19 protein-coding genes are annotated in these 21789 nt (G+C 68.2%); 7 read left to right on the top strand and 12 right to left on the bottom strand.

The genetic code is table 11. From position 1 onward, the window contains the following. The 5 genes from QM569_RS07785 to QM569_RS07765 all read left to right on the top strand — a co-directional run. Positions 1–1127 (top strand): sigma-54 interaction domain-containing protein (locus QM569_RS07785; RefSeq protein ID WP_414986662.1); only part of this gene is annotated, 1127 nt, incomplete at its 5' end. Continuing rightward, positions 1111–1713, top strand: a complete 603-nt coding sequence (ampD, locus tag QM569_RS07780) for a 1,6-anhydro-N-acetylmuramyl-L-alanine amidase AmpD (protein ID WP_414986661.1) — start codon at positions 1111–1113, stop codon at positions 1711–1713. The genes QM569_RS07785 and ampD, both read left to right, overlap by 17 nt. Before the next feature lie 319 nt (positions 1714–2032). Then, entirely contained in the window at positions 2033–4966 is a 2934-nt protein-coding gene (locus tag QM569_RS07775; protein ID WP_414986660.1) for a ribonucleoside-diphosphate reductase subunit alpha, read from the top strand. A gap of 138 nt (positions 4967–5104) precedes the next feature. Beyond that, positions 5105–6289: a ribonucleotide-diphosphate reductase subunit beta gene (locus tag QM569_RS07770; RefSeq protein WP_414986659.1), complete on the top strand. Its 1185-nt coding sequence runs from the start codon at positions 5105–5107 to the stop codon at positions 6287–6289. A gap of 188 nt (positions 6290–6477) precedes the next feature. Then, positions 6478–7014: a histone gene (locus QM569_RS07765; RefSeq protein ID WP_414986658.1), complete on the top strand. Its 537-nt coding sequence runs from the start codon at positions 6478–6480 to the stop codon at positions 7012–7014. A gap of 175 nt (positions 7015–7189) precedes the next feature. Here the strand turns inward: QM569_RS07765 and QM569_RS07760 are convergent, their stop codons facing one another. From QM569_RS07760 to QM569_RS07730, 7 genes are all read right to left on the bottom strand, one after another. Continuing rightward, positions 7190–8086: a carbohydrate kinase family protein gene (locus QM569_RS07760; RefSeq protein WP_414986657.1), complete on the bottom strand. Its 897-nt coding sequence runs from the start codon at positions 8084–8086 to the stop codon at positions 7190–7192. A 24-nt stretch (positions 8087–8110) separates the two neighbouring features. Beyond that, on the bottom strand, positions 8111–9430 hold the full coding sequence (locus QM569_RS07755; protein WP_414986656.1) for a DUF3426 domain-containing protein: 1320 nt from the start codon (positions 9428–9430) through the stop codon (positions 8111–8113). Positions 9431–9444: 14 nt separating this feature from the next. Continuing rightward, positions 9445–10329 (bottom strand): 50S ribosomal protein L11 methyltransferase, encoded by an 885-nt coding sequence (gene prmA / locus QM569_RS07750; RefSeq protein ID WP_414986655.1) that lies wholly within the window; start codon positions 10327–10329, stop codon positions 9445–9447. Between the two features lie 5 nt (positions 10330–10334). Then, positions 10335–11684, bottom strand: coding sequence for an acetyl-CoA carboxylase biotin carboxylase subunit (gene accC / locus QM569_RS07745; RefSeq protein WP_414986654.1), 1350 nt, complete (start codon positions 11682–11684; stop codon positions 10335–10337). 116 nt (positions 11685–11800) lie between these two features. After that, positions 11801–12265: an acetyl-CoA carboxylase biotin carboxyl carrier protein gene (gene accB, locus QM569_RS07740; protein WP_414986653.1), complete on the bottom strand. Its 465-nt coding sequence runs from the start codon at positions 12263–12265 to the stop codon at positions 11801–11803. A 114-nt stretch (positions 12266–12379) separates the two neighbouring features. After that, a complete protein-coding gene (locus tag QM569_RS07735) occupies positions 12380–12934 on the bottom strand; it encodes a TlpA family protein disulfide reductase (protein WP_414986652.1) in 555 nt (184 codons plus the stop codon). Next, the gene (locus tag QM569_RS07730; protein ID WP_414986651.1) at positions 12931–13530 is read right to left on the bottom strand and encodes a hypothetical protein; all 600 of its coding nucleotides are present in this window, start codon (positions 13528–13530) and stop codon (positions 12931–12933) included. Before QM569_RS07730 ends, QM569_RS07735 begins: the two co-directional genes overlap by 4 nt. An 86-nt stretch (positions 13531–13616) precedes the next feature. Between QM569_RS07730 and mpl the strand changes: the two genes are divergently transcribed. Then, positions 13617–15077 carry a UDP-N-acetylmuramate:L-alanyl-gamma-D-glutamyl-meso-diaminopimelate ligase gene (mpl, locus tag QM569_RS07725; RefSeq protein ID WP_414986650.1) on the top strand — a complete coding sequence of 487 codons (1461 nt, stop codon included), beginning with the start codon at positions 13617–13619 and terminating at the stop codon, positions 15075–15077. Between the two features lie 41 nt (positions 15078–15118). Here mpl and QM569_RS07720 read toward each other — a convergent pair whose 3' ends face one another. From QM569_RS07720 to rodA, 4 genes are all read right to left on the bottom strand, one after another. After that, the gene (locus QM569_RS07720; RefSeq protein WP_414986649.1) at positions 15119–16243 is read right to left on the bottom strand and encodes a 3-deoxy-7-phosphoheptulonate synthase; all 1125 of its coding nucleotides are present in this window, start codon (positions 16241–16243) and stop codon (positions 15119–15121) included. A 192-nt stretch (positions 16244–16435) separates the two neighbouring features. After that, positions 16436–16981 (bottom strand): hypothetical protein, encoded by a 546-nt coding sequence (locus QM569_RS07715; RefSeq protein WP_414986648.1) that lies wholly within the window; start codon positions 16979–16981, stop codon positions 16436–16438. A 26-nt stretch (positions 16982–17007) separates the two neighbouring features. Continuing rightward, positions 17008–18474 carry a metalloprotease TldD gene (gene tldD, locus QM569_RS07710; protein ID WP_414986647.1) on the bottom strand — a complete coding sequence of 489 codons (1467 nt, stop codon included), beginning with the start codon at positions 18472–18474 and terminating at the stop codon, positions 17008–17010. Continuing rightward, positions 18471–19640, bottom strand: coding sequence for a rod shape-determining protein RodA (gene rodA, locus QM569_RS07705; protein WP_414986646.1), 1170 nt, complete (start codon positions 19638–19640; stop codon positions 18471–18473). The genes tldD and rodA overlap by 4 nt, the downstream gene beginning before the upstream one ends. A 17-nt stretch (positions 19641–19657) precedes the next feature. On the opposite strand from rodA, the gene QM569_RS07700 reads away from it, so the two are divergent. Beyond that, on the top strand, positions 19658–20254 hold the full coding sequence (locus QM569_RS07700) for a YqiA/YcfP family alpha/beta fold hydrolase (RefSeq protein ID WP_414986645.1): 597 nt from the start codon (positions 19658–19660) through the stop codon (positions 20252–20254). On the opposite strand, the gene QM569_RS07695 is transcribed toward QM569_RS07700, so the two are convergent. Further along, positions 20229–21713, bottom strand: a complete 1485-nt coding sequence (locus QM569_RS07695; RefSeq protein ID WP_414986644.1) for a PglL family O-oligosaccharyltransferase — start codon at positions 21711–21713, stop codon at positions 20229–20231. The genes QM569_RS07700 and QM569_RS07695 overlap by 26 nt on opposite strands. Between the last annotated feature and the right edge of the window lie 76 nt (positions 21714–21789).

Raw genomic sequence — 21789 nt, 5'->3', positions numbered from 1 at the left:
GCACGGGCGGCGTGCCCGCGCCGCGCGCCGCGCGCCATGGCGGCGGTGCGGGGCGTTCCAACGATGCGCCCGCGCCGAGCGCGGCGCTGGACCGGCTGGTGGGCGAGTCCGAAGCCATGCGCACCGTCAAACAGCGCGTGGCCAAGGTGGCGCGCGGCATGGCGCCGGTGCTGATCCATGGCGAGTCCGGCACCGGCAAGGAACTGGTGGCCCAGGCCCTGCATGCCAGCAGCCAGCGCGCCGAAGGCCCGCTGGTGGCGGTGAACTGCGGCGCCATCCCCGAGAACCTGCTGGAGGCCGAGTTCTTCGGAGCGCGCAAGGGCTCGTACACCGGCGCGTCGCAGGACCGCGACGGCTACTTCCAGGCCGCGCGGGGCGGCACGCTGTTCCTGGACGAGATCGGCGACCTGCCGCTGGCCATGCAGTCCAAGCTCCTGCGCGCCATCCAGGAACGCAGCGTGCGCCCGCTGGGTTCCACGCAGGAGGAGACGGTGGACGTGCGCATCGTCAGCGCCACCCACCGCGACCTGGCCGCCGACGTGCAGGCGGGCCGCTTCCGGCAGGACCTGTACTACCGGCTCAACGTGATCGAGATCGTGATTCCCCCGCTGCGCGAGCGGCGCGACGACCTGCCTGCGCTGTGCCAGGCGCTGCTGGCGCGCATAGCGCAGGAATCGGGCATGCCCGTGCCCGCCCTCACCGAGCAGGCCCTGCAGGCCATCGCCGCGCACCCGCTGACCGGCAACGTGCGGGAGCTGGAGAACCTGCTGCACCGGGCCGTCGCGCTCAGCGACGGCGAGGAACTCCATGTGGACCCGCCCACAGGCACACCCGAGCCGCCCCCACCCGCCCCGCCGCCGACAGCAGCGCCCAGCGAACCGCCCACGCCCTCGGCACTGCCGTCCCCCGACCACACGGACAGCACCGTCCCGCTGCCCAATGATCTCCAGGCTTGGCTCGACCAGCAGGAGCGGGGCATCCTCGTCCGCGCGCTGCGCGAGGCTGGCTACAACCGCACGGCCACCGCTGCGCGGCTGGGCATCAGCCTGCGCCAGATACGCTACCGCATCGCCCGGCTGAACATCGCCATGCCCAACGATCAGGACGCCCATGACGACGCGGGCTGACGGCGCGGCCTGGCCCTGGGAAGGCGGCTGGCACCGTGCGGCCACGCGGCTGGCGTCCCCCAACCATGGCGAACGCCCGGCAAACTGCGCAGCGGCCATCGACCTCATCGTGGTCCATTCGATCAGCCTGCCGCCCGGCGAATACGGCACCGGCGCGGTGCAGCAACTGTTCACCAACAGCCTGGACTGGGATGCGCACCCCTACTTTCAGGAAATCCGCGGGCTGCAGGTCTCCGCGCACTTCTTCATCACCCGCACGGGAACGCTGTGGCAGTTCGTGGACTGCGACATGCGCGCCTGGCACGCGGGCCGCTCCAGCTACCGCGGGCGCAGCGAGTGCAACGACGACTCCATCGGCATCGAGCTGGAAGGACTGGAGGGCCAGCAGTTCGAGCCCGCGCAATACGAGGCGCTGACCGCACTCTGCCGGGACATCGCCCTGCGCTACCCCATCGCGCACATCGCGGGCCACGAACACATCGCGCCCGGACGCAAGCAGGACCCGGGCTCCGGGTTCGACTGGACGCTGGTGCAAGGGCAGTTGGACTGGCCGCCTCAGTGCTTTCCCCAGGCCGTGCGCGCCTGAAAAACCTTCCGCGCCAGGCGCCATGCGGGCTGGCGGCGCAAAACCCCCGCCATCGCCCGCCGCAGCGTGCATTTCGGCTTGGTTTGCCGATCCTGCAGGGCTTGCGCAGGGCCCACGCGCAAGGGTGCGGCGCACCAAAAACATGTTGTTTTCATTTTCCAGCCAACAGATGGCGGTACACTACCGGTAGTGTCTTGAACACACCGCACACCCCATATATAGTGTGCGCGGGATCCAAGACCGCACACAGACTCTCCAGCGCGGCAGCGCTCCCAGCCGCGCACGACTCACACCGGACAGCCCAGAGAAGAGGACATCCATGCAAGCTGCTTTGAACACCCCCTCCACCGCCCGCGCCACCGTGGCCGAAGCCCCCCAGCAGGAGCCAAAGGCCGCCCCCCACGCGCTCGCGCACTACCAGATCATCCGCCGCAACGGCGCGGTCGTGCCCTTCGAGCCGCAAAAGATCGCCGTGGCGATGATGAAGGCGTTCCTGGCAGTGCATGGCACACAGGGCGCGGCATCGGCCAGCGTGCGCGAGGTGGTGGACACGCTCACGCAGAACGTGGTGCGCGCCCTGGTGCGCTCGCGCCCCGGCGGCGGCACCTTCCACATCGAGGACGTGCAGGACCAGGTGGAACTGGGCCTGATGCGCAGCGGCCACCACGAGATCGCCCGCGCCTACGTGCTGTACCGCGAGCGCCGCGCGCAAGAGCGCGCCCGCCAGGCCGAGCAGCAGCCCCACCCCGCAGCGCCCGTGCTGCACGTGCTGGACGGCAACACCCGCGTGGCACTGGACCTGACCCGCCTGCGCGCGCTGATCGAATCCGCCTGCGTCAACCTGGGCGCCGACGTGAAGGCCGAGCCCATCGTGGCCGAGACCATGCGCAACCTGTACGACGGCGTGCCCATGGACGAGGTCTATAAGGCATCCATCCTGGCCGCGCGCACCCTGATCGAGAAAGACCCCGACTACACCTACGCCACCGCCCGCCTGCTGCTGCACACCATCGTGCGCGAGGTACTGGGCCGCGAGGCCACGCACGCCGAGATGGGCCCAGCCTACGTGGACTACTTCCCGCAGTTCATCAAGAAGGGCGTGGACAACGAGCTGCTGGACGAGCGCCTGCTGCAGTACGACCTGGCCCGCCTGGCCAGCGCGCTCAAGCCCGAGCGCGACCTGAAGTTCGACTACCTGGGCCTGCAGACGCTGTACGACCGCTACTTCCTGCATGTCAAGAAGACCCGCATCGAGCTGCCCCAGGCGTTCTTCATGCGCGTGGCCATGGGCCTGGCGCTCAACGAGGTGGACCGCGAGGCGCGCGCCGTCGAGTTCTACGAGGTGCTGTCGTCCTTCGACTTCATGTCCAGCACGCCCACGCTGTTCAACAGCGGCACGCTGCGCTCGCAGCTGTCGAGCTGCTACCTGACCACCGTGCCCGACGACCTGGACGGCATCTACGAGTCCATCAAGGAAAACGCGCTGCTCTCCAAGTTCGCGGGCGGCCTGGGCAACGACTGGACGCGCGTGCGCGCCCTGGGCAGCCACATCAAGGGCACCAACGGCGAATCGCAGGGCGTGGTGCCCTTCCTGAAGGTCGTCAACGACACGGCCGTGGCCGTGAACCAGGGCGGCAAGCGCAAGGGCGCCGTCTGCACCTACCTGGAAACCTGGCACCTGGACATCGAAGAATTTCTGGAGCTGCGCAAGAACACCGGCGACGACCGCCGCCGCACGCACGACATGAACACGGCCAACTGGATTCCCGACCTGTTCATGCGCCGCGTGATGGAAAAGGGCACCTGGACGCTGTTCTCGCCCTCGTCCGTGCCCGACCTGCACGACCTGTTCGGCGCGGACTTCGAGCGCGCCTACGTGGCCTATGAGGAGAAGGCCGCGCGCGGCGAGATCAAGCCCAGCAAGACGGTGCAGGCCACCGACCTCTGGCGCAAGATGCTGACCATGCTGTTCGAGACCGGCCACCCCTGGATCACCTTCAAGGACGCCTGCAACGTGCGCTCGCCCCAGCAGCACGTGGGCGTGGTGCATTCGTCCAACCTGTGTACCGAGATCACGCTCAACACCAGCGACACCGAAACGGCGGTCTGCAACCTCGGCTCGGTCAACCTGCTGCAGCACCTGAAGGACGGGAAGATCGACCACGACAAGCTCAAGAAGACCGTGAGCGTGGCGATGCGCATGCTCGACAACGTGATCGACATCAACTACTACGCCGTGAAGAAGGCGCGCGACTCCAACCTGCGCCACCGACCCGTGGGCCTGGGCGTGATGGCCTTCCAGGACAGCCTGTACGAGCTGCGCATCCCCTACGCCTCGCAGGCCGCCGTGGAGTTCGCCGACCAGTCGATGGAAGCCATCTGCTACTACGCCTACTGGGCGTCCACCGAGCTGGCGCGCGAGCGCGGCCAGTACTCCAGCTACAAGGGCTCGCTGTGGGACCGGGGCATTCTGCCCATCGATTCGCTGGACCTGCTCGCCCAGGCCCGTGGCGGCTTCGTGGAAGTGGACCGTTCCTCCACGCTGGACTGGGACACGCTGCGCAAGAAGATCGCGCAGGACGGCATGCGCAACTCCAACTGCGTCGCCATTGCACCCACGGCGACCATCTCCAACATCATCGGCGTGGATGCGTCCATCGAGCCCTCGTTCGGCAACCTGTCCGTCAAGTCCAACCTGTCGGGCGAGTTCACCGTCATCAACGCGGGCCTGGTGCGCGACCTGAAGCGCCTGGGCCTGTGGGACGACGTGATGATCATGGACCTGAAGCACTTCAAGGGTTCGCTGCATCCCATCGACCGCGTGCCGCAGGACATCAAGGCCCTGTACTCCACCGCGTTCGAGGTCGAGCCGCAGTGGCTCGTCGAGGCCGCAGCGCGCCGCCAGAAGTGGATCGACCAAGCGCAGAGCCTGAACATCTACATGGCCGGCGCCTCGGGCAAGAAGCTCGACGACACCTACAAGCTCGCCTGGGTGCGCGGCCTCAAGACCACGTACTACCTGCGCACGCAAAGCGCCACGCACGTGGAGATGAGCACGGTGAACACGCGCCAGCTCAACGCCGTGTCGTCGGGCCACGAAGGCGGTGCGCCGCAGGCATCCGCGCCCGCGCAGGCGCAACCCAGCGCGCTCGAAGCCGCAGCCGCCGCCGCTGCCGCACAGGCTGCCGCGCTGCCCGCCACGGACATCAAGTTCTGCGCGATCGACGACCCCACCTGCGAGGCCTGCCAGTAAGCACATCGCACGCACCGGATGCATGCATGCGTCCGGCGCGTTGCGCATGTGCTGTGAAGCAACAAATCGTTGCTGCATAACGCTTCGGTGCTTTTCTTTTCGCAGCACTGCTTTCATAATCCGAACACTGGAAAATCTATGTTGACCTGGGACGAAGAAGTCAAGCCCTCATCGCAAAATCCACTGGACGGCGGTCTGCACAACAACCGCGCGGCGGGGCAGCCGACCGCCTCTTTCCAGACTCCCGCGCTGCAGCCCGTGACCGCTGCGGCAAGCACCCAGGCCGCTGTGCACGGCACTGCGCACCGTCGCATCAACGCAGCCGACAAGCGCATCATCAACGGCCAGACCGACGTGAACCAGTTGGTGCCGTTCAAGTACAAGTGGGCCTGGGAAAAGTACCTCGCCACCTGCGCCAACCACTGGATGCCGCAAGAGGTCAACATGACGCGCGACATCGCGCTCTGGAAGGACCCCAACGGCCTGACCGAGGACGAGCGCCGCATCGTCAAGCGCAACCTGGGCTTCTTCGTCACGGCCGACTCGCTGGCCGCCAACAACATCGTGCTGGGCACCTACCGCCACATCACCGCGCCCGAGTGCCGCCAGTTCCTGCTGCGCCAGGCGTTCGAGGAAGCGATCCACACGCACGCCTACCAGTACATCGTCGAATCGCTGGGCCTGGATGAAGGCGAGATCTTCAGCGCCTACCTCGAAGTGCCCTCGATCCGCGACAAGGACGAGTTCCTGATCCCCTTCATCGAGGCGATCATGGACCCGAACTTCCACACCGGCACCTTCGAGACCGACCAGACGCTGCTCAAGTCGCTGATCGTGTTCGCCTGCCTCATGGAAGGGCTGTTCTTCTACGTGGGTTTCACGCAGATCCTGGCGCTGGGCCGCCAGAACAAGATGACCGGCGCCGCCGAGCAGTACCAGTACATCCTGCGCGACGAGTCCATGCACTGCAACTTTGGCATCGACCTCATCAACCAGCTCAAGCTCGAAAACCCGCACCTGTGGACAGCAGAGTTCAAGGCCGAGATCAAGGCCCTGTTCCTCAAGGCCGTCGAGCTGGAATACCGCTACGCCGAAGACACCATGCCACGCGGCGTGCTGGGCATGAACGCCTCCATGTTCAAGGGCTACCTGCGCTACATCGCCAACCGGCGCGCCACGCAGATCGGCCTGGAAACGCTGTTCCCCAACGAGGAGAACCCGTTCCCCTGGATGAGCGAAATGATCGACCTGAAGAAGGAGCGTAACTTCTTCGAGACCCGGGTTATCGAATACCAGTCCGGTGGTGCGCTGTCCTGGGACTAGCGCCTTTCGCATTGCACACCGCCATGGCTTTCAACACCACGCCCCGCACAGACCGCGCCACAGAGCGCCGCCGCGCGGGGCGTTTCCGTGTTCATGGAGATGGAGAGCTTCTTCTCCATCTCCATGGATCGCTTCCTGCCCGATGAAGACAGGAAGTGCTCTTTGCAAATTGACCCAAGGAGAACATGATGGCAACTGCGAAAAAACCCGCCGCGAAGAAGGCGGCTCCCGCTAAGAAAGCTGCACCGGCCAAGAAGGCCGCAGCACCCGCCAAGAAGGCCGTAGCAGCGAAGAAGGCTGCCCCCGCCAAGAAGGCAGCCGCACCGGCCAAGAAAGCCGTAGCAGCCAAGAAGGCCGCTCCCGCCAAGAAGGCAGCACCGGCCAAGAAAGCCGCCCCTGCCAAAAAGGCCGTAGCAGCGAAGAAGGCCGCCCCCGCCAAGAAGGCGGCCGCACCGGCCAAGAAAGCCGCTCCCGCCAAGAAGGCCGTAGCAGCGAAGAAGGCCGCCCCCGCCAAGAAGGCAGCCGCACCGGCCAAGAAAGCCGCCCCTGCCAAGAAGGCCGTAGCAGCGAAGAAGGCCGCCCCCGCCAAGAAGGCAGCACCGGCCAAGAAAGCCGCCGCTCCCAAGAAGGCTCCCGCCAAGCCTGCCCCTGCCCCCGCCCCGGCGGCGCAGACCACGCTGAACCCCCAGGCGGCCTGGCCCTTCCCTACGGGCAACAAGCCCTGATCTTTCCAGCGCCCCTGGCGCCTGGCCCGGCATTCCGATGCCGGGCTTTTTTATTTTCGGTTGCTCTCAAATTAAGAGCTGCCTGTGCCTTTGTTTATTGGCTTTCAGATGGTTTTCTATCTGAAATCCAATCAGAGAAGGCGCAAGCAGCTCCTTTTTCAGTAGCGCCAATGCTTCATTCCGGGGTGAAGTCCAGCGTGTAGTTCTGCGGCCCGCGCTGCGCGATCTTCAGCGCGCCCACGCGGTTGCCCAGTTGCGCACAGCGCTCCAGGGGCCAGCCCTTCTCCAGCCCATACAGCAGCGCGCCGCGCCAGGCGTCGCCGCAGCCCGTGGGGTCCACCACCTGCGCGGGCGTCAAGGCGGGTACGTGGGTCCTGGTGCCTTGCACCCACACGTCGCAGCCCTCGGCGCCCAGCGTCACGACGAGGCCGCGCACCTTGCGCGACAGGGCGTCCAGCGTCAGGCCGGTGCGGTCGCACAGCATGCGGCCTTCGTAGTCGTTCACCGTGACCCACGCAGCCTGCTCGACGAAGCGCATCAGTTCCTCGCCGTTGAACATGGGCAGCCCCTGGCCGGGGTCGAAGACGAACGGAATGCCTGCGGCCACGAACTGCGCCGCGTGCTGCAGCATGGCGTCGCGCCCGTCGGGGGAGATGATGCCCAGGCGGATGTCGCCGCGCGGCGCGATGCTTGTGAGATGCGCCTGTTGCATCGCGCCCGGATGGAAGGCCGTGATCTGGTTGTTCGCCAAATCGGTGGTGATGTAGCACTGCGCGGTGTAGGTGTCGGGCAGCAGGCGCACGAAGTCCGTGGCGATGTCCAGTTGCCGTAGCCGCGCTACGTAGTCGCCGCCGTCACTTCCCACGGCGGCCATCGGCAGGGGCTCGCCGCCCAGCAGCTTCAGGGCATAGGCGATGTTGCCCGCGCAGCCGCCGAAGTCGCGGCGCAGCGTGGGCACGAGGAACGACACGTTCAGGATGTGCAGTTGGTCAGGCAGGATCTGGTCGGCGAACCGCCCCTCGAAAGTCATGATGGTGTCGAACGCCAGGGATCCGCAGATGAGTGCTGCCATGTCAGTGAGTCGCCAAGTAGGAAGTCAGGGATAGAACGCGAGCAGGCGGTAGCCCGCGACGCGGGCGCCGCCGGTCGTGACGATGACGGACGCCGTGGTGCTCCACTCGCCCCGCGCCGCCAGCTCGGCGGGTGCGCCCAGGTCGGAGGGCAGCAGCACGCGCCGCAGCACGGCCTGGTCCTGCGCATCGGTCAGGGTCAGTTCCACCGCAGGCATCGCCAGGGGGATGGAAGCCCGGCTCTTGATGGCCAGGGCGAGTTGGTAGCTGTCGCCCCGGGCCTTGTTGAAGGACGAGCTGTCGATGACCACGTCGTCGATCTGGCGGTGCGGGGCGATCTTGCATTGCAGCGGAACGCACAACCGCGCCAGCCAGGGCCGCGCGCGCGCATCCACAGCAGCGATGCGGTCGCGCTCATGCACCACCACCTGCAGCGCCAGCGCCAGCGCGGACAGCAGCAGCAGCAGCGCCAGCGCGGCACGCACGGCGGGTTTGCGCCAGAACGCCTTGCGCCGCGCCGCCACGACGAAGCTGACTTCTTCCGGCTCCGGCTCCGCCAGCGCGGCGGGTTCCGCGCCGTCGTCGGGCGTGTCCTCTGGGTCCCGGGCCATCTTGCGGGCCAATGCCTGCAGCGCGGCGACGGGGGAATCGTCATCGGCCAGCGCCAGGGCTTCTTCCTCGGGCTCCTGCGGCGCGGGGGACATGGTGGTGGCCTCCGCGCTCGGCTGCGGCGGCCTGGCGGCCAGGTCCAGGGCCCGAAGTGCATCCAGGTCGAGCAGGTCGGCGGGCTGGGTTTCCGCGAACGGGGGGCGGTCCAGGGCCTCGTCGGGGTCGAGAGGTTCCAAGGACGAAGGCAGCTCGTACCCCGTGGACGCGAGCGGCGGCGGGGGTTCGGCGGGCGGGGCTGGGCGCGGCCGCCAGGCAAAGGGCGACAGGGGTTCAGCCCCCTCTTGCGGGGGCATTCCGCCCGGGCCCACGGACAGAAACGCCGGCACGGCGGGGTCCGGAACATCCAGCACCGGCTCGGCAGGGCTGTCGCCAACCCAGACCGACTCCGTCGGCACCACAACATCGGGCGCGGGTGCAGGCACGGGTGTGGTCGATGGCGGCGCGCCCCAGGCCCGCGCGGGTTCGGGCGTGCGCGCCACCGGCACGGGTGGGGGCCGCACGTCGGTCAGCGACACATCGGGCAGCAGCGCGGGGGCCACAGCGGGCAGCAGGTGGGCCGAGGCATCGAACACCTCCTTGCACTGGCCGCAGCGCACCCAGCCTTCGGAGATGCGCAGCTGGTCCGCCACCACCTTGAACGTGGTGCCGCAGGACGGGCAGCGGGTGATCTGGCTCATGCGCCCAAGCCCCGTCAGCGGCGCGCGGTCATCAGGATCCAGCCGTCCTCGGCATCGGCCACTTCGAGCGCCAGCCAGGGCGCATAGGCTTCTTTCAGCTCGTCGGCCTGGCGCTCCAGGATGCCCGCCAGGACGAGGTTCCCGCCCGGCGCGACGTGACCGCACAACAGGGGCGCGAGCACGCGCAGCGGCGTGGCGAGGATGTTGGCGAGCACCGTCTGGTATTCGCCTTTTGCCTTGTCGGGCAGGCCCGCCTTCAGCTGCACGCCGTTGGCCTGGGCGTTCTGCGCGGTGGATTCGACCGCCGCCGGGTCGATGTCCACCGCGTCAATATCCGTCGCGCCGAACTTGGCCGCGCCGATGGCGAGGATGCCCGATCCGCAGCCGTAGTCCAGCACGCGGCCCAGCGACGCCGCGTTCTGCCGCGCGATCCAGCGCAGGCACATGCGCGTGGTGGGGTGCGTGCCAGTGCCGAAGGCCAGGCCGGGGTCCAGCCGGATGCTGCGCGCCGCCTGCGCGGGCAACTCGTGCCAGGTGGGCACGATCCAGAAGTCGGGCGTGATGTCCACGGGCGCAAACTGCGATTGCGTCAGGCGCACCCAGTCCTGCTCGGCCACCTGCGCGATGCCCAGCACCGCACAGCCCCCGAAAAAGTCCTGCACGGCCAGCAGGTGCTGCGCCTCGGTAGCGGTCGCCTCGGTGGGGAACAGCGCCACCACGCGGCTGCGCTGCCAGCCGTCCTTGGGCGGGGGCATGCCGGGCTCGCCGAACAGCGCCTGCTCGGCGTCGGTCTGCGCGTCGGCGTCTTCCACGGAGATGCTCAGGGCGTCCAGCGCGTCCAGCGCGTCGCTGACCGCTTCGACGCGGTCTTCGGGAACCATCAGGCTCAATTCAAACATCTGGTTCAGCGCTTGTGCTGCGACAGCCACTCTTCCAGGTAGTGGATGTTGGTGCCGCCCGCCATGAACTTCGCGTCCACCATCAGCTCGCGGTGCAGCGGCACGTTGGTGTTGATGCCCTCGACCACCGTCTCCGACAGCGCCGTGCGCATGCGCGCCAGGGCCTGCTCGCGCGTGTCGCCGTGAACGATGATCTTGCCGATCATGGAGTCGTAGTTGGGCGGCACGAAGTAGTTGGTGTAGGCGTGCGAGTCCACCCGCACGCCCGGCCCGCCCGGTGGGTGCCAGGTGGTGATGCGGCCCGGCGAGGGGATGAACTTGTACGGGTCTTCCGCGTTCACGCGGCACTCGATGGCGTGGCCGCGGATCTCGATCTGGCGCTGGGTAAAGGGCAGCTTCTCGCCTGCCGCCACCATGATCTGCGTCTTGACGATGTCCACGCCCGTGATCCATTCGGTCACGGGGTGCTCCACCTGCACGCGGGTGTTCATTTCGATGAAGTAGAACTCGCCGTTCTCGTACAAAAACTCGAACGTGCCCGCGCCCCGGTAGCCGATCTTCTTGCACGCGGCCACGCAACGCTCGCCGATCTTCTCGATGAGCTTGCGCGGGATGCCCGGCGCAGGCGCTTCCTCGATCACCTTCTGGTGGCGGCGCTGCATGGAGCAGTCGCGCTCGCCCAGATAGACGGCGTTCTTGAACTTGTCGGCCAGCACCTGGATTTCGATGTGGCGCGGGTTCTGGAGGAACTTCTCCATATAGACCGCCGGGTTGCCGAACGCGGCGCCCGCCTCGGCCTTGGTCATCTGCACGGCGTTGACCAGCGCGGCCTCGGTGTGTACCACGCGCATGCCGCGCCCGCCGCCGCCGCCCGCCGCCTTGATGATGACGGGGTAGCCGATGGCCTTGGCCACGCGGCGGATCTGCACCGGGTCGTCGGGCAGTTCGCCCTCGGAGCCGGGCACGCAGGGCACGCCCGCGCGGATCATGGCCTGCTTGGCCGACACCTTGTCGCCCATGATGCGGATGGACTCGGGCGTGGGGCCGATGAACTGGAAGCCGCTCTTTTCCACGCGCTCGGCAAAGTCGGCGTTCTCCGACAGGAAGCCGTAGCCGGGGTGGATGGCCTCGGCGTCCGTCACCTCGGCCGCCGAGATGATGGCGGGCATGTTGAGGTAGGACTGCGGCGAGGGCGCCGGGCCGATGCACACGGCCTCCTCGGCCAGCTTGACGTACTTGGCGTCGCGGTCGGCCTCGGAATAGACCATGACGGCCTTCACGCCCAGCTCGCTGCAGGCGCGCTGAATGCGCAGGGCGATTTCGCCGCGATTGGCAACCAGGATTTTTTTAAACATAGGCTACCTCGCGGCTCATCGCCCGCACGCTGGCGCGTGCCCGTGCAATTTGCTTCGCCTTGCCTTCGGCAAGGCCCCCCCGATTCGCAACCAGGATTTTCTTGAACATGCGCGCCTTATTCGATGACGAACAGCGGTTGGCCGTATTCGACGGCCTGGCCGTTCTCGCCCAGGATCTTGGTCACGGTGCCGGTCTTGTCGGCCTCGATCTCGTTGAGGATCTTCATGGCCTCGATGATGCAGATGGTCTCGCCTTCCTTGACCTGGCTGCCCACCTCGACGAAGGGCTTGGCGCCCGGGCTGGACGAGCGGTAGAAGGTGCCCACCATGGGCGACTTGACGACGTGGCCCGTGGGCGCCGCTGCGGCTGCGGGCGGCGCGGGCAGTTCGGCCACAGGCGCTGCGACAGGGGCGGCGGCTGCCGGGGCGGCCTGCGGCACCGGAGCAGCCACGTATTGCTGGACGACCGCGCCGCCGCTCTTGACGATGCGGACCTTGCCCTCGGCCTCGGTGATTTCAAGCTCGGAGACGTTCGACTCGGACACGAGGTCGATGAGGGTTTTGAGTTTTCGCAGATCCATGAAGGCTCCAAGACTGGTAATCAGAAATAGGCGGCGAATTTACCCCAATTTCGCCCTACTCCAATCTTTTTCACGCAATTTCCATCAATTGCGCGGTTTGCGTCGCTGAAAGATTCAGCGCAAGGCGGCCCAGAGCTGCAGGTCTTGCGGGGTCACCTGCCCCATTTTACGTTGCACGATGCGACCGTCGGCCCCCAGCACCACGGTGAACGGCAGGCCGCCCGTCAGGTTGCCCAGCGAACGGGCTAGCTGAGTGCCGCCCATGCCCGCCAGCCCCACGGGGAAGTCCAGCGGAATGCGCTGCAGGAACTTGCGCACCGCATCGGGCCGGTCCACGGCCAGGCCCAGCACCTGCCAGCCATGGGCCGCGTGCTGGCGGTGGAAGGTGTTGAGCATGGGCAGCTCCTCCACGCAGGGCGGGCACCAGGTGGCCCAGAAGTTCAGCAGCAGCGGCCTGCCCGCCAGCACCTTGAGGGCCAGCGTGCCGCCCTGGGGCTGCTCGAACTCCAGGCCCCACAGCGCCTGCTCGGCGTCCGGCGCCAGCGCATGGGGCTGGAGCTTCCACCAGGCCAGGCCCGCGCCGCCCAGCGCCGCCGCGCCCGCCACGCCGGCATAGAGCAGGCGGCGGCGGCCCGGCGAGGGGGTGGGGTCAGCAGATAGGGGGATCATCGGTTCTCTTTTTCTTCCAACAGGCGCCGCACGGCGGTGATGTCGCCGCGCTGCACGCGGCCCCTGGCGTCGGGGCGCAGGGCGCCGCGCAGGTCGTCCAGGTCATGGACCATGAGATGCACGCCAATCATTTCATTGAGTTCGGGCGAGCGGCTCCCCAGGCTCAGGGCCTCGACCGGTTCGCCGTGAAAGCCCTTCACCGTGCGCGGTTCGTAGTCCACGTGGTGGTCGATGAGCGCAATCTCGGCCGATTTGGGGTCATCGCAGAACAACTGCAGGTAAATGTCGGACAGGCGCGTGGCCGTGCCGTTCCATACCGCCCCGGCCAAGTGCGGGCGGAAGGCCGCCATGCGCTCCATCCAGACCAGCGCCAACTGGCGCAGGGCGCGCAGTTCGGCGGGCTGGGTGTCGGCGCAGAAGATCTGGATGTACTCGCGCACCGCCGACTCCACCCGATCGTTGTCGGGCAGCGGCGTGCGCGCGGGCAGGCCCATCTGGCGCAGGGCGCGGCGCTTGGCGGGGCCGTATTCCAGGCCCTCCTCCACCACCAGGCGGGCGGTGGTGTGGGCGATCTCTTCGCTCAAGGGGGTGTGCATGCAGGGATTCTAAAGACTATATTTTTCATAGCTGCTAGCGCTTATCCAGCAAGCGCTAGAGGCCGATTTGATTAAAATCCCGGCCCATGCACATACATATCCTGGGCATCTGCGGCACCTTCATGGGCGGCCTGGCCGCGCTGGCACGCGAGGCGGGCCACAAGGTCACGGGCTGCGACGCGGGCGTCTATCCGCCCATGAGCGACCAGCTGCGCGCGCTGGGCATCGACCTCATCGAAGGCTTTGGCGCCGAGCAACTGGCCCTGAAGCCCGACATGTTCGTGGTCGGCAACGTCGTCAGCCGCGCGCGCCTGCCCGACGGCGCGCCGAAGTTCCCCCTGATGGAAGCCATCCTGGACGCAGGCGCGCCCTACACCAGCGGCCCCCAATGGCTGGCCGAACACGTGCTGCAAGGCCGCCACGTACTGGCCGTGGCAGGCACCCACGGCAAGACCACCACCACATCCATGCTGACGTGGATTCTGGAATGCGCAGGCCAGCACCCCGGCTTCCTCATCGGCGGCGTCCCGCTAAATTTCGCCGTCTCCGCCCGCCTGGGCGGCGAGGGGGGCATGCCCCCGGCGCAGGTCAAGGCGCAGCCCGCGCAACGGGCGGGGGACACGAAGCCGGGGGCATGCCCCCCTCGCCGCCCCCCCCTGTTCGTCATCGAGGCCGACGAATACGACACCGCCTTCTTCGACAAGCGCAGCAAGTTCGTCCACTACCGCCCCCGCACGGCGGTATTGAACAACCTGGAGTTCGACCACGCCGACATCTTCGACGACCTGCCCGCCATCGAGCGCCAGTTCCACCACCTGGTGCGCACCGTGCCCCCGTCGGGCCGCGTGGTGGTCAACGGGCTGGAAGAAAGCCTGGCCCGCGTGCTGCACATGGGCCTGTGGAGCGAGCAAAGCAGCTTTGGCGCGGCAGTGAGCGACTTCACCGCGGACGGCCCGCCCCATGCCTTCGACGTGCTCCACCGGGGCCGCAAGGCAGGCCGCGTGGAGTGGGCGCTGACGGGTGTCCACAACCAGCTGAACGCCCTGGCCGCCATCGCCGCAGCGCACCACGTCGGCGTGGACCCCGCCCAGGCCGCAGAGGCGCTCGCCACGTTCCAGAACGTCAAGCGCCGCATGGAGCTGCGCGGCACGGCGGGCGGCATCGCCGTCTATGACGACTTCGCGCACCACCCCACGGCCATCCGCACCACGCTGGACGGCCTGCGGCGCAGCGTGGGCGCGGGCACGCGCATCCTGGCGGTGTTCGAGCCGCGCAGCAACACCATGAAGCTGGGGGCGATGAAGGCGCAGCTGCCCTGGGCGCTGGAGCCTGCCGACCTGGCCTTTTGCCACACGGCCGGGCTGGACTGGAATGCCGCCGAGGCGCTGGCCCCTCTAGCCGACCGGGCGCAGACGGCGCCGGACATTGCCACCCTGGTCGCCCAGGTCACGCAGGCGGCGCGGCCCGGGGACTGCGTGGTGTGCATGAGCAACGGCGGGTTTGGCGGCGTCCACGCCAAACTGCTGCAGCAGCTACAAAAACCATAGCTGCAAGCGCCCGTCAGATAAGCGCCAGCAGCCAATTTTGCTTAGATAACCCGGCGCGCCTTCACCGCGTCGGACAGCACGGCCAGCGCGGCCAGCGAGTCGTCCCAGCCCAGGCAGGCGTCGGTGATGCTCTTGCCGTATTCCAGCTGGGCCGCGTCGTCCTTGCCCGGCGTGAACTTCTGCGCGCCGGGGCTGAGGTGGCTTTCGATCATCACGCCGAACACGCTGCGCGAGCCGCCCGCGATCTGCGCGGCGATGTCGCGCGCCACGTCGAGCTGCTTTTCGTGCTGCTTGCTGCTGTTGGCGTGGCTGCAATCCACCATCAGCGTGGCGGGCAGCTTGGCGGCTTCCAAATCCTTGCAGGCGGCGGCCACGCTGGCCGCGTCGTAGTTGGGCGCCTTGCCGCCGCGCAGGATGACGTGGCAGTCCTGGTTGCCCTTGGTGTTGACGATGGCGACCTGGCCGTTCTTGTGGACGGACAGGAAGTGGTGCCCCCGGCTGGCGGACTGGATGGCGTCGGTGGCGATGCGGATGTTGCCGTCCGTGCCGTTCTTGAAGCCGATGGGCGCCGAGATGCCCGAGGCCAGCTCGCGATGCACCTGGCTCTCGGTCGTGCGCGCGCCGATGGCGCCCCAGCTGATCAGGTCGCCGATGTACTGGGGCGAGATCACGTCCAAGAATTCGCTGCCCGCAGGGATGCCCAGGCGGTTGATGTCGATGAGCAATTGGCGCGCGATGCGCAGGCCCTCGTCGATGCGGTAGCTCTCGTCCAGGTAGGGGTCGTTGATGAGGCCCTTCCAGCCCACGGTGGTGCGGGGCTTCTCGAAATACACGCGCATCACGATCTCCAGCGTGTCGGCGCAGTCCTTGCGGACTTGCACCAGGCGGCGCGCGTATTCCAGCGCGGCGGCGGGGTCATGGATGGAGCAGGGGCCGATGATGACCAGCAGGCGGTCGTCCGTGCCAGCCATGATGTCGTGGATGGTCTTGCGGGTCTGGGTGATGAGCTTCTCGACCGGCGTGCCGCCGATGGGGAAGAAACGGATCAAATGCTCGGGAGGTGGCAGCACGGTGATGTCCTGTATGCGTTCGTCGTCGGTCTGGCTGGTTTTCTCGACGCTGCGATACCAGGCATCGCTGGTCAGGGGGGCTTGTTGTGCCGTCATGGTGTGGTGTCCTCGTTGGGGTCTGAAAAAACAAAAACCGCCGGGCTTTGCAGCGTCGGCGGTTGGTGGGTGCTCGTGTGTGCTTTTATGCGCGCAGGGCTCTCATCCGCCGGGGACTGAGATAAAAGAACCAAAAGTAAAACGAAGAGGCGCTGCGGATGGGCATGGCGGGCAATGTAGCACAACTGCGCATCAGCGCCGCAGCCACGACGTGAGGCGCTGCCAGGCGGAGCGCTTCGGGGGCGGGGGCGGCGGCTCCTCGGCCGGCTCGTTCTCGGGGCCGCTCTGGTACTCGTACATGTCGATGAGCAAGAGCGCCTCGCCCAGCGTGCGCCAGGCCAGCAGCTCGAACTGGTCGAAGCGGGCGCTCTCGTCCTGGGCGCTGCGGCGCTCCAGCCCCTGCTGCCAGTCGGCGATGGCGCGGCGCAGCTCGCGCAGCGCGCGCTGGTAGGCGCCGAACTCGTACAGCGCATGCCAGGCCGAGCCCAGGCCCGTCAGAACGAGCTGGTGCTCGCGCGCGCAGTGCGCCAGCGCGGCGGCGCGGCGGGTGATGTCCTCGCTGTCGGTGCTGGTGCGGCGGGCGCGCACGGCCCCGTCGATCTGCGAGGACAGCGCGCCCAGGCTGTCGCGCAACTGGCGCGACTCCTCGTCGGCCACGCCCTCGCGCAGAAAGCGGCTGATGTCGCCGAACGAATGCAGCGTCAGCAGCTGGCTGTGGCTGGGGTGGTCGGCAGGCATGGTGCGCTGTGTCCCCAGCGGCCCGGTCAGGCGGTGCCGCCCACCGTCAGGCCCTCGATGCGCAGCGTGGGCTGGCCCACGCCCACGGGCACGCTCTGGCCTTCCTTGCCGCAGGTGCCCACGCCGCTGTCCAGGCGCATGTCGTTGCCGACCATGGTGACGTGCTTGAGCGACTCGGGGCCGCTGCCGACGATGGTGGCGCCCTTGACGGGATATTGGATCTTGCCGTTCTCCACCCAGTACGCCTCGCTGGCGGAGAAGACGAACTTGCCGCTGGTGATGTCCACCTGCCCGCCGCCGAAGTTGGTGGCGTACAGGCCCTTTTTGATGCTGGCGACGATCTCTTGCGGGTCCTTGTCGCCGCCCAGCATGTAGGTGTTGGTCATGCGCGGCATGGGGATGTGGGCGTAGCTCTCGCGGCGACCGTTGCCGGTGGGGGCCACGCCCATCAGGCGGGCGTTGAGGCTGTCCTGGATGTAGCCCTTGAGGATGCCGTCCTCGATGAGCACGTTGCGCTGGCTGGCGTGGCCTTCGTCATCGACATTGAGCGAGCCGCGCCGGTCGGCAATGGTGCCGTCGTCCAGCACCGTCACGCCCTTGGCGGCCACGCGCTGGCCGATGCGGCCACTGAACGCGCTGGAGCCCTTGCGGTTGAAGTCACCCTCCAGCCCATGGCCGATGGCCTCGTGCAGCAGGATGCCGGGCCAGCCGGGGCCCAGCACCACGGTCATTTCGCCAGCGGGCGCGGGGCGCGATTCGAGGTTGACCAGGGCGGCATTGACGGCTTCATCGACGTAGCGGCCCATCTGCTCGTCGTCGAAGTACGCCAGGCCAAAGCGCCCGCCGCCGCCTGCGGAGCCCATCTCGCGCCTGCCGTTCTGTTCGGCGATCACCGTCACCGACAGGCGCACCAGCGGGCGCACGTCCGCCGCCAGCGTGCCGTCGGCGCGGGCCACCAGCACCACGTCGTATTCGCTCGCCAGCCCGGCCATGACCTGGGCCACGCGCGGGTCTTTGGCGCGGGCGCGCTGCTCCAGCTTTTCCAGCAGGGCCACCTTGGCCGTGCTGTCCAGCGACGCGATGGGGTCCACGCCCGGGTACAGGCTGCGGCCTTTTGCTACTTTTTTGGGAGCTACTTGCGCCCTACCAGATTGGGCTGCAACCGAAATTGACCTGACAGTGCGGGCCGCGTCCAACAGCGACGCCTCGGAAATGTCGTCCGAATACGCAAACGCCGTCTTCTCCCCGCTCACGGCGCGCACGCCCACGCCCTGGTCGATGCTGAAGCTGCCGGTCTTGACGATGCCTTCCTCCAGGCTCCAGCCTTCGCTGCGGGTGTATTGGAAGTACAGGTCGGCGTCATCGACCTTGTGGGCGCGGATCTCGGCCAGGGCGCGGGCCAGGTGGCCTTCGTCCAGGCCAAAGGGTGTCAGGAGCAGTTCGCGGGCGATGTCGATGCGCTGCTGGGTAGCTGCGGTAGAGGGGAGAGTCATCGCGGCATTTTAGGGTTCTGGTCTTGCCTTTGCGCCCGCGCCACCGACATCAATATGCCCAGCGCCAGCCCCAGCGTGACCATGGCCGTGCCGCCGTAGCTGATGAACGGCAGCGGCACGCCCACCACGGGCAGGATGCCGCTGACCATGCCCATGTTCACGAAGGCGTAGGTGAAGAAGATCATGGACACCGCGCCCGCCATCAGCCGCCCGAACAGCGTGCCCGCCCCCGCCGCAATCGCCAGGCCCCGCCACACCAGCAGCAAGAAGCACACGATCAGGAACAGGTTGCCCGCCAGGCCGAACTCCTCGGAATAGGCGGCGAAGATGAAGTCCGTGGTGCGCTCGGGGATGAACTCCAGGTGCGTCTGCGTGCCCGCCATGAAGCCCTTGCCCCAGAAGCCGCCCGAGCCGATGGCGATCATGCCCTGGATGATGTGAAAACCCTTGCCCAGCGGGTCGCGCGTGGGGTCGAGCAGGGTACACACGCGCTGCTGCTGGTAGTCGTGCAGCACCGGCCAGCGCACGCCGTCGGCGCACCAGTGGTCGCCCATGACGACGATGGTGGCAATGCCGATGACCGCCACCAGCACGGGCGGCAGCACCAGCCGCCACGACAGGCCCGCGAAGAAGATCACCGACACCCCGGCGGCCAGCACCAGCAGCGAGGTGCCCAGGTCGGGCTGCTTCATGATGAGCCCCACGGGCACCACCAGCAGCGCGCCCGCCGCCGCGAAGTCCAGCGGGCGCAGCGTGCCCTCGCGCTTCTGGAACCACCAGGCCAGCATCAGCGGCATGGCGATCTTGAGAATCTCGCTGGGCTGGATGACCACCCCCACGTTCACCCAGCGCTGCGCGCCCTTCTTGGTGATGCCGAACAGCGCCACCGCCACCAGCAGCGCCACGCCCGCCACGTACATCGGCACGGCAAAGCCCATGATCTTCTGCGGCGGCACCTGCGCCACCACGAACAGGATGGCGCCCGCGATCAGCATGTTGCGCCCGTGGTCGATGAAGCGCGTGCCGTGGTCGTAGCCCGACGAATACATCGCCACCAGCCCGGCGCAGGCCAGCAGCGCCACCAGCAGCAGCAGCGGCAGGTCGAACCCCTGGAACAGCGGCGCCAGGCGCTGGGCGGGTGTGGGCTTTTCAACGACGGCGGACATCGTGCGATTATCCCGCCATGCCCGCCGCCCGCCCCGCCACCCATGTGCTGTATCTGCACGGCTTTCGCTCGTCGCCCCAGTCCGCCAAGGCCCGCCAGATGGCGGAGCATGTGGCGCGGCACCACCCCGGCGTCACCTTCTGGTGCCCGCAACTGCCGCCCTCGCCCCGGGCGGCCATGGCGCTGGTGGCCGAAGGCATTGCCGACTGGCCCCGGCAGGCCATGGGCGTGGTCGGCTCGTCGCTCGGCGGCTTCTACGCCAGCTGGGTGGCGCAGCAGGCGCGCTGCGCGAGCGTGCTGCTCAACCCCGCCGTGTTCCCCGCCCGCGACCTGGCGCGCCACATCGGCGAACAGACCGCCTGGCACGACCCGGCGGAGCGCTTTTACTTTCTGCCCGAATACATCGCCGAGCTGCGGGCGCTGGAGACGCAACACCTGCCGCCCGCCGCGCCCGAGCTGGCCATCATCGCCAAGGGCGACGAGGTGCTGGACTGGCGCGAGATGGTGGCGCGCTACCCCCAGGCCCGTGTGCTGCTGCAAGAGGGCGGCGAGCACGCGCTCGCCAACTTTGCCGACTACCTGCCCGCGATCACAGAGTTTTTGAAGCTGGCCTGATGCCCGCGCCCATCCAGCGCGCGTAGTCCTGCGGGTAGGCGGCGCGGTAGCGCTGCATGTGGAAGGCCGCCTCGTCATCGCGCCCCAGCAGCGCGGCGCTTTCGATCAGCGGCTCGATCACGCGCGGCTCGGGCGAGTAGTGCAGCAGGTCATGGGCCAGGGCGTTCATGCGCTCGGCGTTGTCCCGGGTCAGCGCCGTGGTGGTCAGGCGCGCAAAGCCGATCTGGCTGGCAAACAGCACCGAATGCGCCACCTTGGCCTGCGTGTCGTCGCGGTAGGCTGGGGCGCGCTCGGTGCTGGCCTTGTAGAGCTGGCTGACGCGGAAGTAGTCCCACGCGGCCAGCGCGCAGGCCAGCGCGATCAGCGCTGCGCCCAGCCCGGCCAGGGCCGTGCCCGACCGGCGCCGGGGCCACAGCAGCAGCGCCGCCGACAGCAGGGCCACCACCTGGAACGGCCCGTACCACAGCGGGTATTCCAGCAGGCTGTGCAGGCCGATGATGGCGAGCACGCCCCAGGCCAGCTGGCGCGCGGGCTCCGCCTCGCGCCAGGGGCGGCTGGCCAGCGCCCAGGCCAGCAAGGCGCCGCAGGCCAGCACGGCGGCGGGCACGCCCAGCTCCACCGCCAGGTGCAGCGGCAGGTTGTGCGCGTTGTCCAGCAGCACGCAAAAGCGCTCGCCAGGGAACAGCGTGACGTAGTGGGCATAGTCCAGCTCGCCCCAGCCCCAGCCCAGCCAGGGCTTTTGCGCGATCAGCGTGAGCATGTTGGCCCACAGCACGCGGCGGCTGGTGCAGCTGCGCGGATCGCCCGCGAAGCGGTGGAACAGCGCGTCCGCCCGCACACCGTCGATGCGCCACAGCAGCTCCGGCAGCACCCAGGCCGCCGCCACGAACACCAGCAGCGCCGCCACGGCCCAGCGCAGCGGCTGGCCCGCGCCCGTGCGCCGCCAGCACAGCACGAACCCCAGCACCAGCAGCCACTGCACCGCACCCGTGCGCGAGGCGGTGGCGGCGGATGCGATGGCGATCACGGCCAGCGCCGCGCCCACGCCCCAGCGCGGCCACGGCCTGCCGTGCATCGTCCACCACAGCAGCGCCCAGGCGCCCAGGCTGAGCAGCGACGCCTGCTGGTTGCGCTGGCGCAGGTTGCCCACGGCCTGCCCCGGCACGGACGGATGCACGAAGGGCGACAGCCCCAGGTCGCCCGCCACGTACTGCGCCAGCCCGATCACGCCGCCCACCACGGCGGCCAGCGCCAGCCCCCAGGCCAGCCGCCGCGCCCAGGCTTCGCGCCCGGCGGGGCGCTGCGTCAGCCCCTCCAGCGCCGCCGCGCACAGCAGCACGGCGCCGCACAGCCACGACGCGACCAGCGGCCAGAAGCTGGCCGTGGGCGCGTCGGTGACGCAGAACAAGAAGGGCAGCGCGACCGCCAGAACGCTCAGCGGGGCCAGGGATGCGGGCATGCAGGAATCATACTATTTTTGGCCTCCAGCCCTTGCTGGATAAGCGCGAGTAGCTATTCTTTCGGTTGGGGGGGGG

Origin of the sequence: Acidovorax sp. (assembly GCF_047607405.1) — a bacterium.
GTDB lineage: Bacteria > Pseudomonadota > Gammaproteobacteria > Burkholderiales > Burkholderiaceae_C > Acidovorax.
This window is presented reverse-complemented; position numbering and strand designations above follow the sequence as displayed.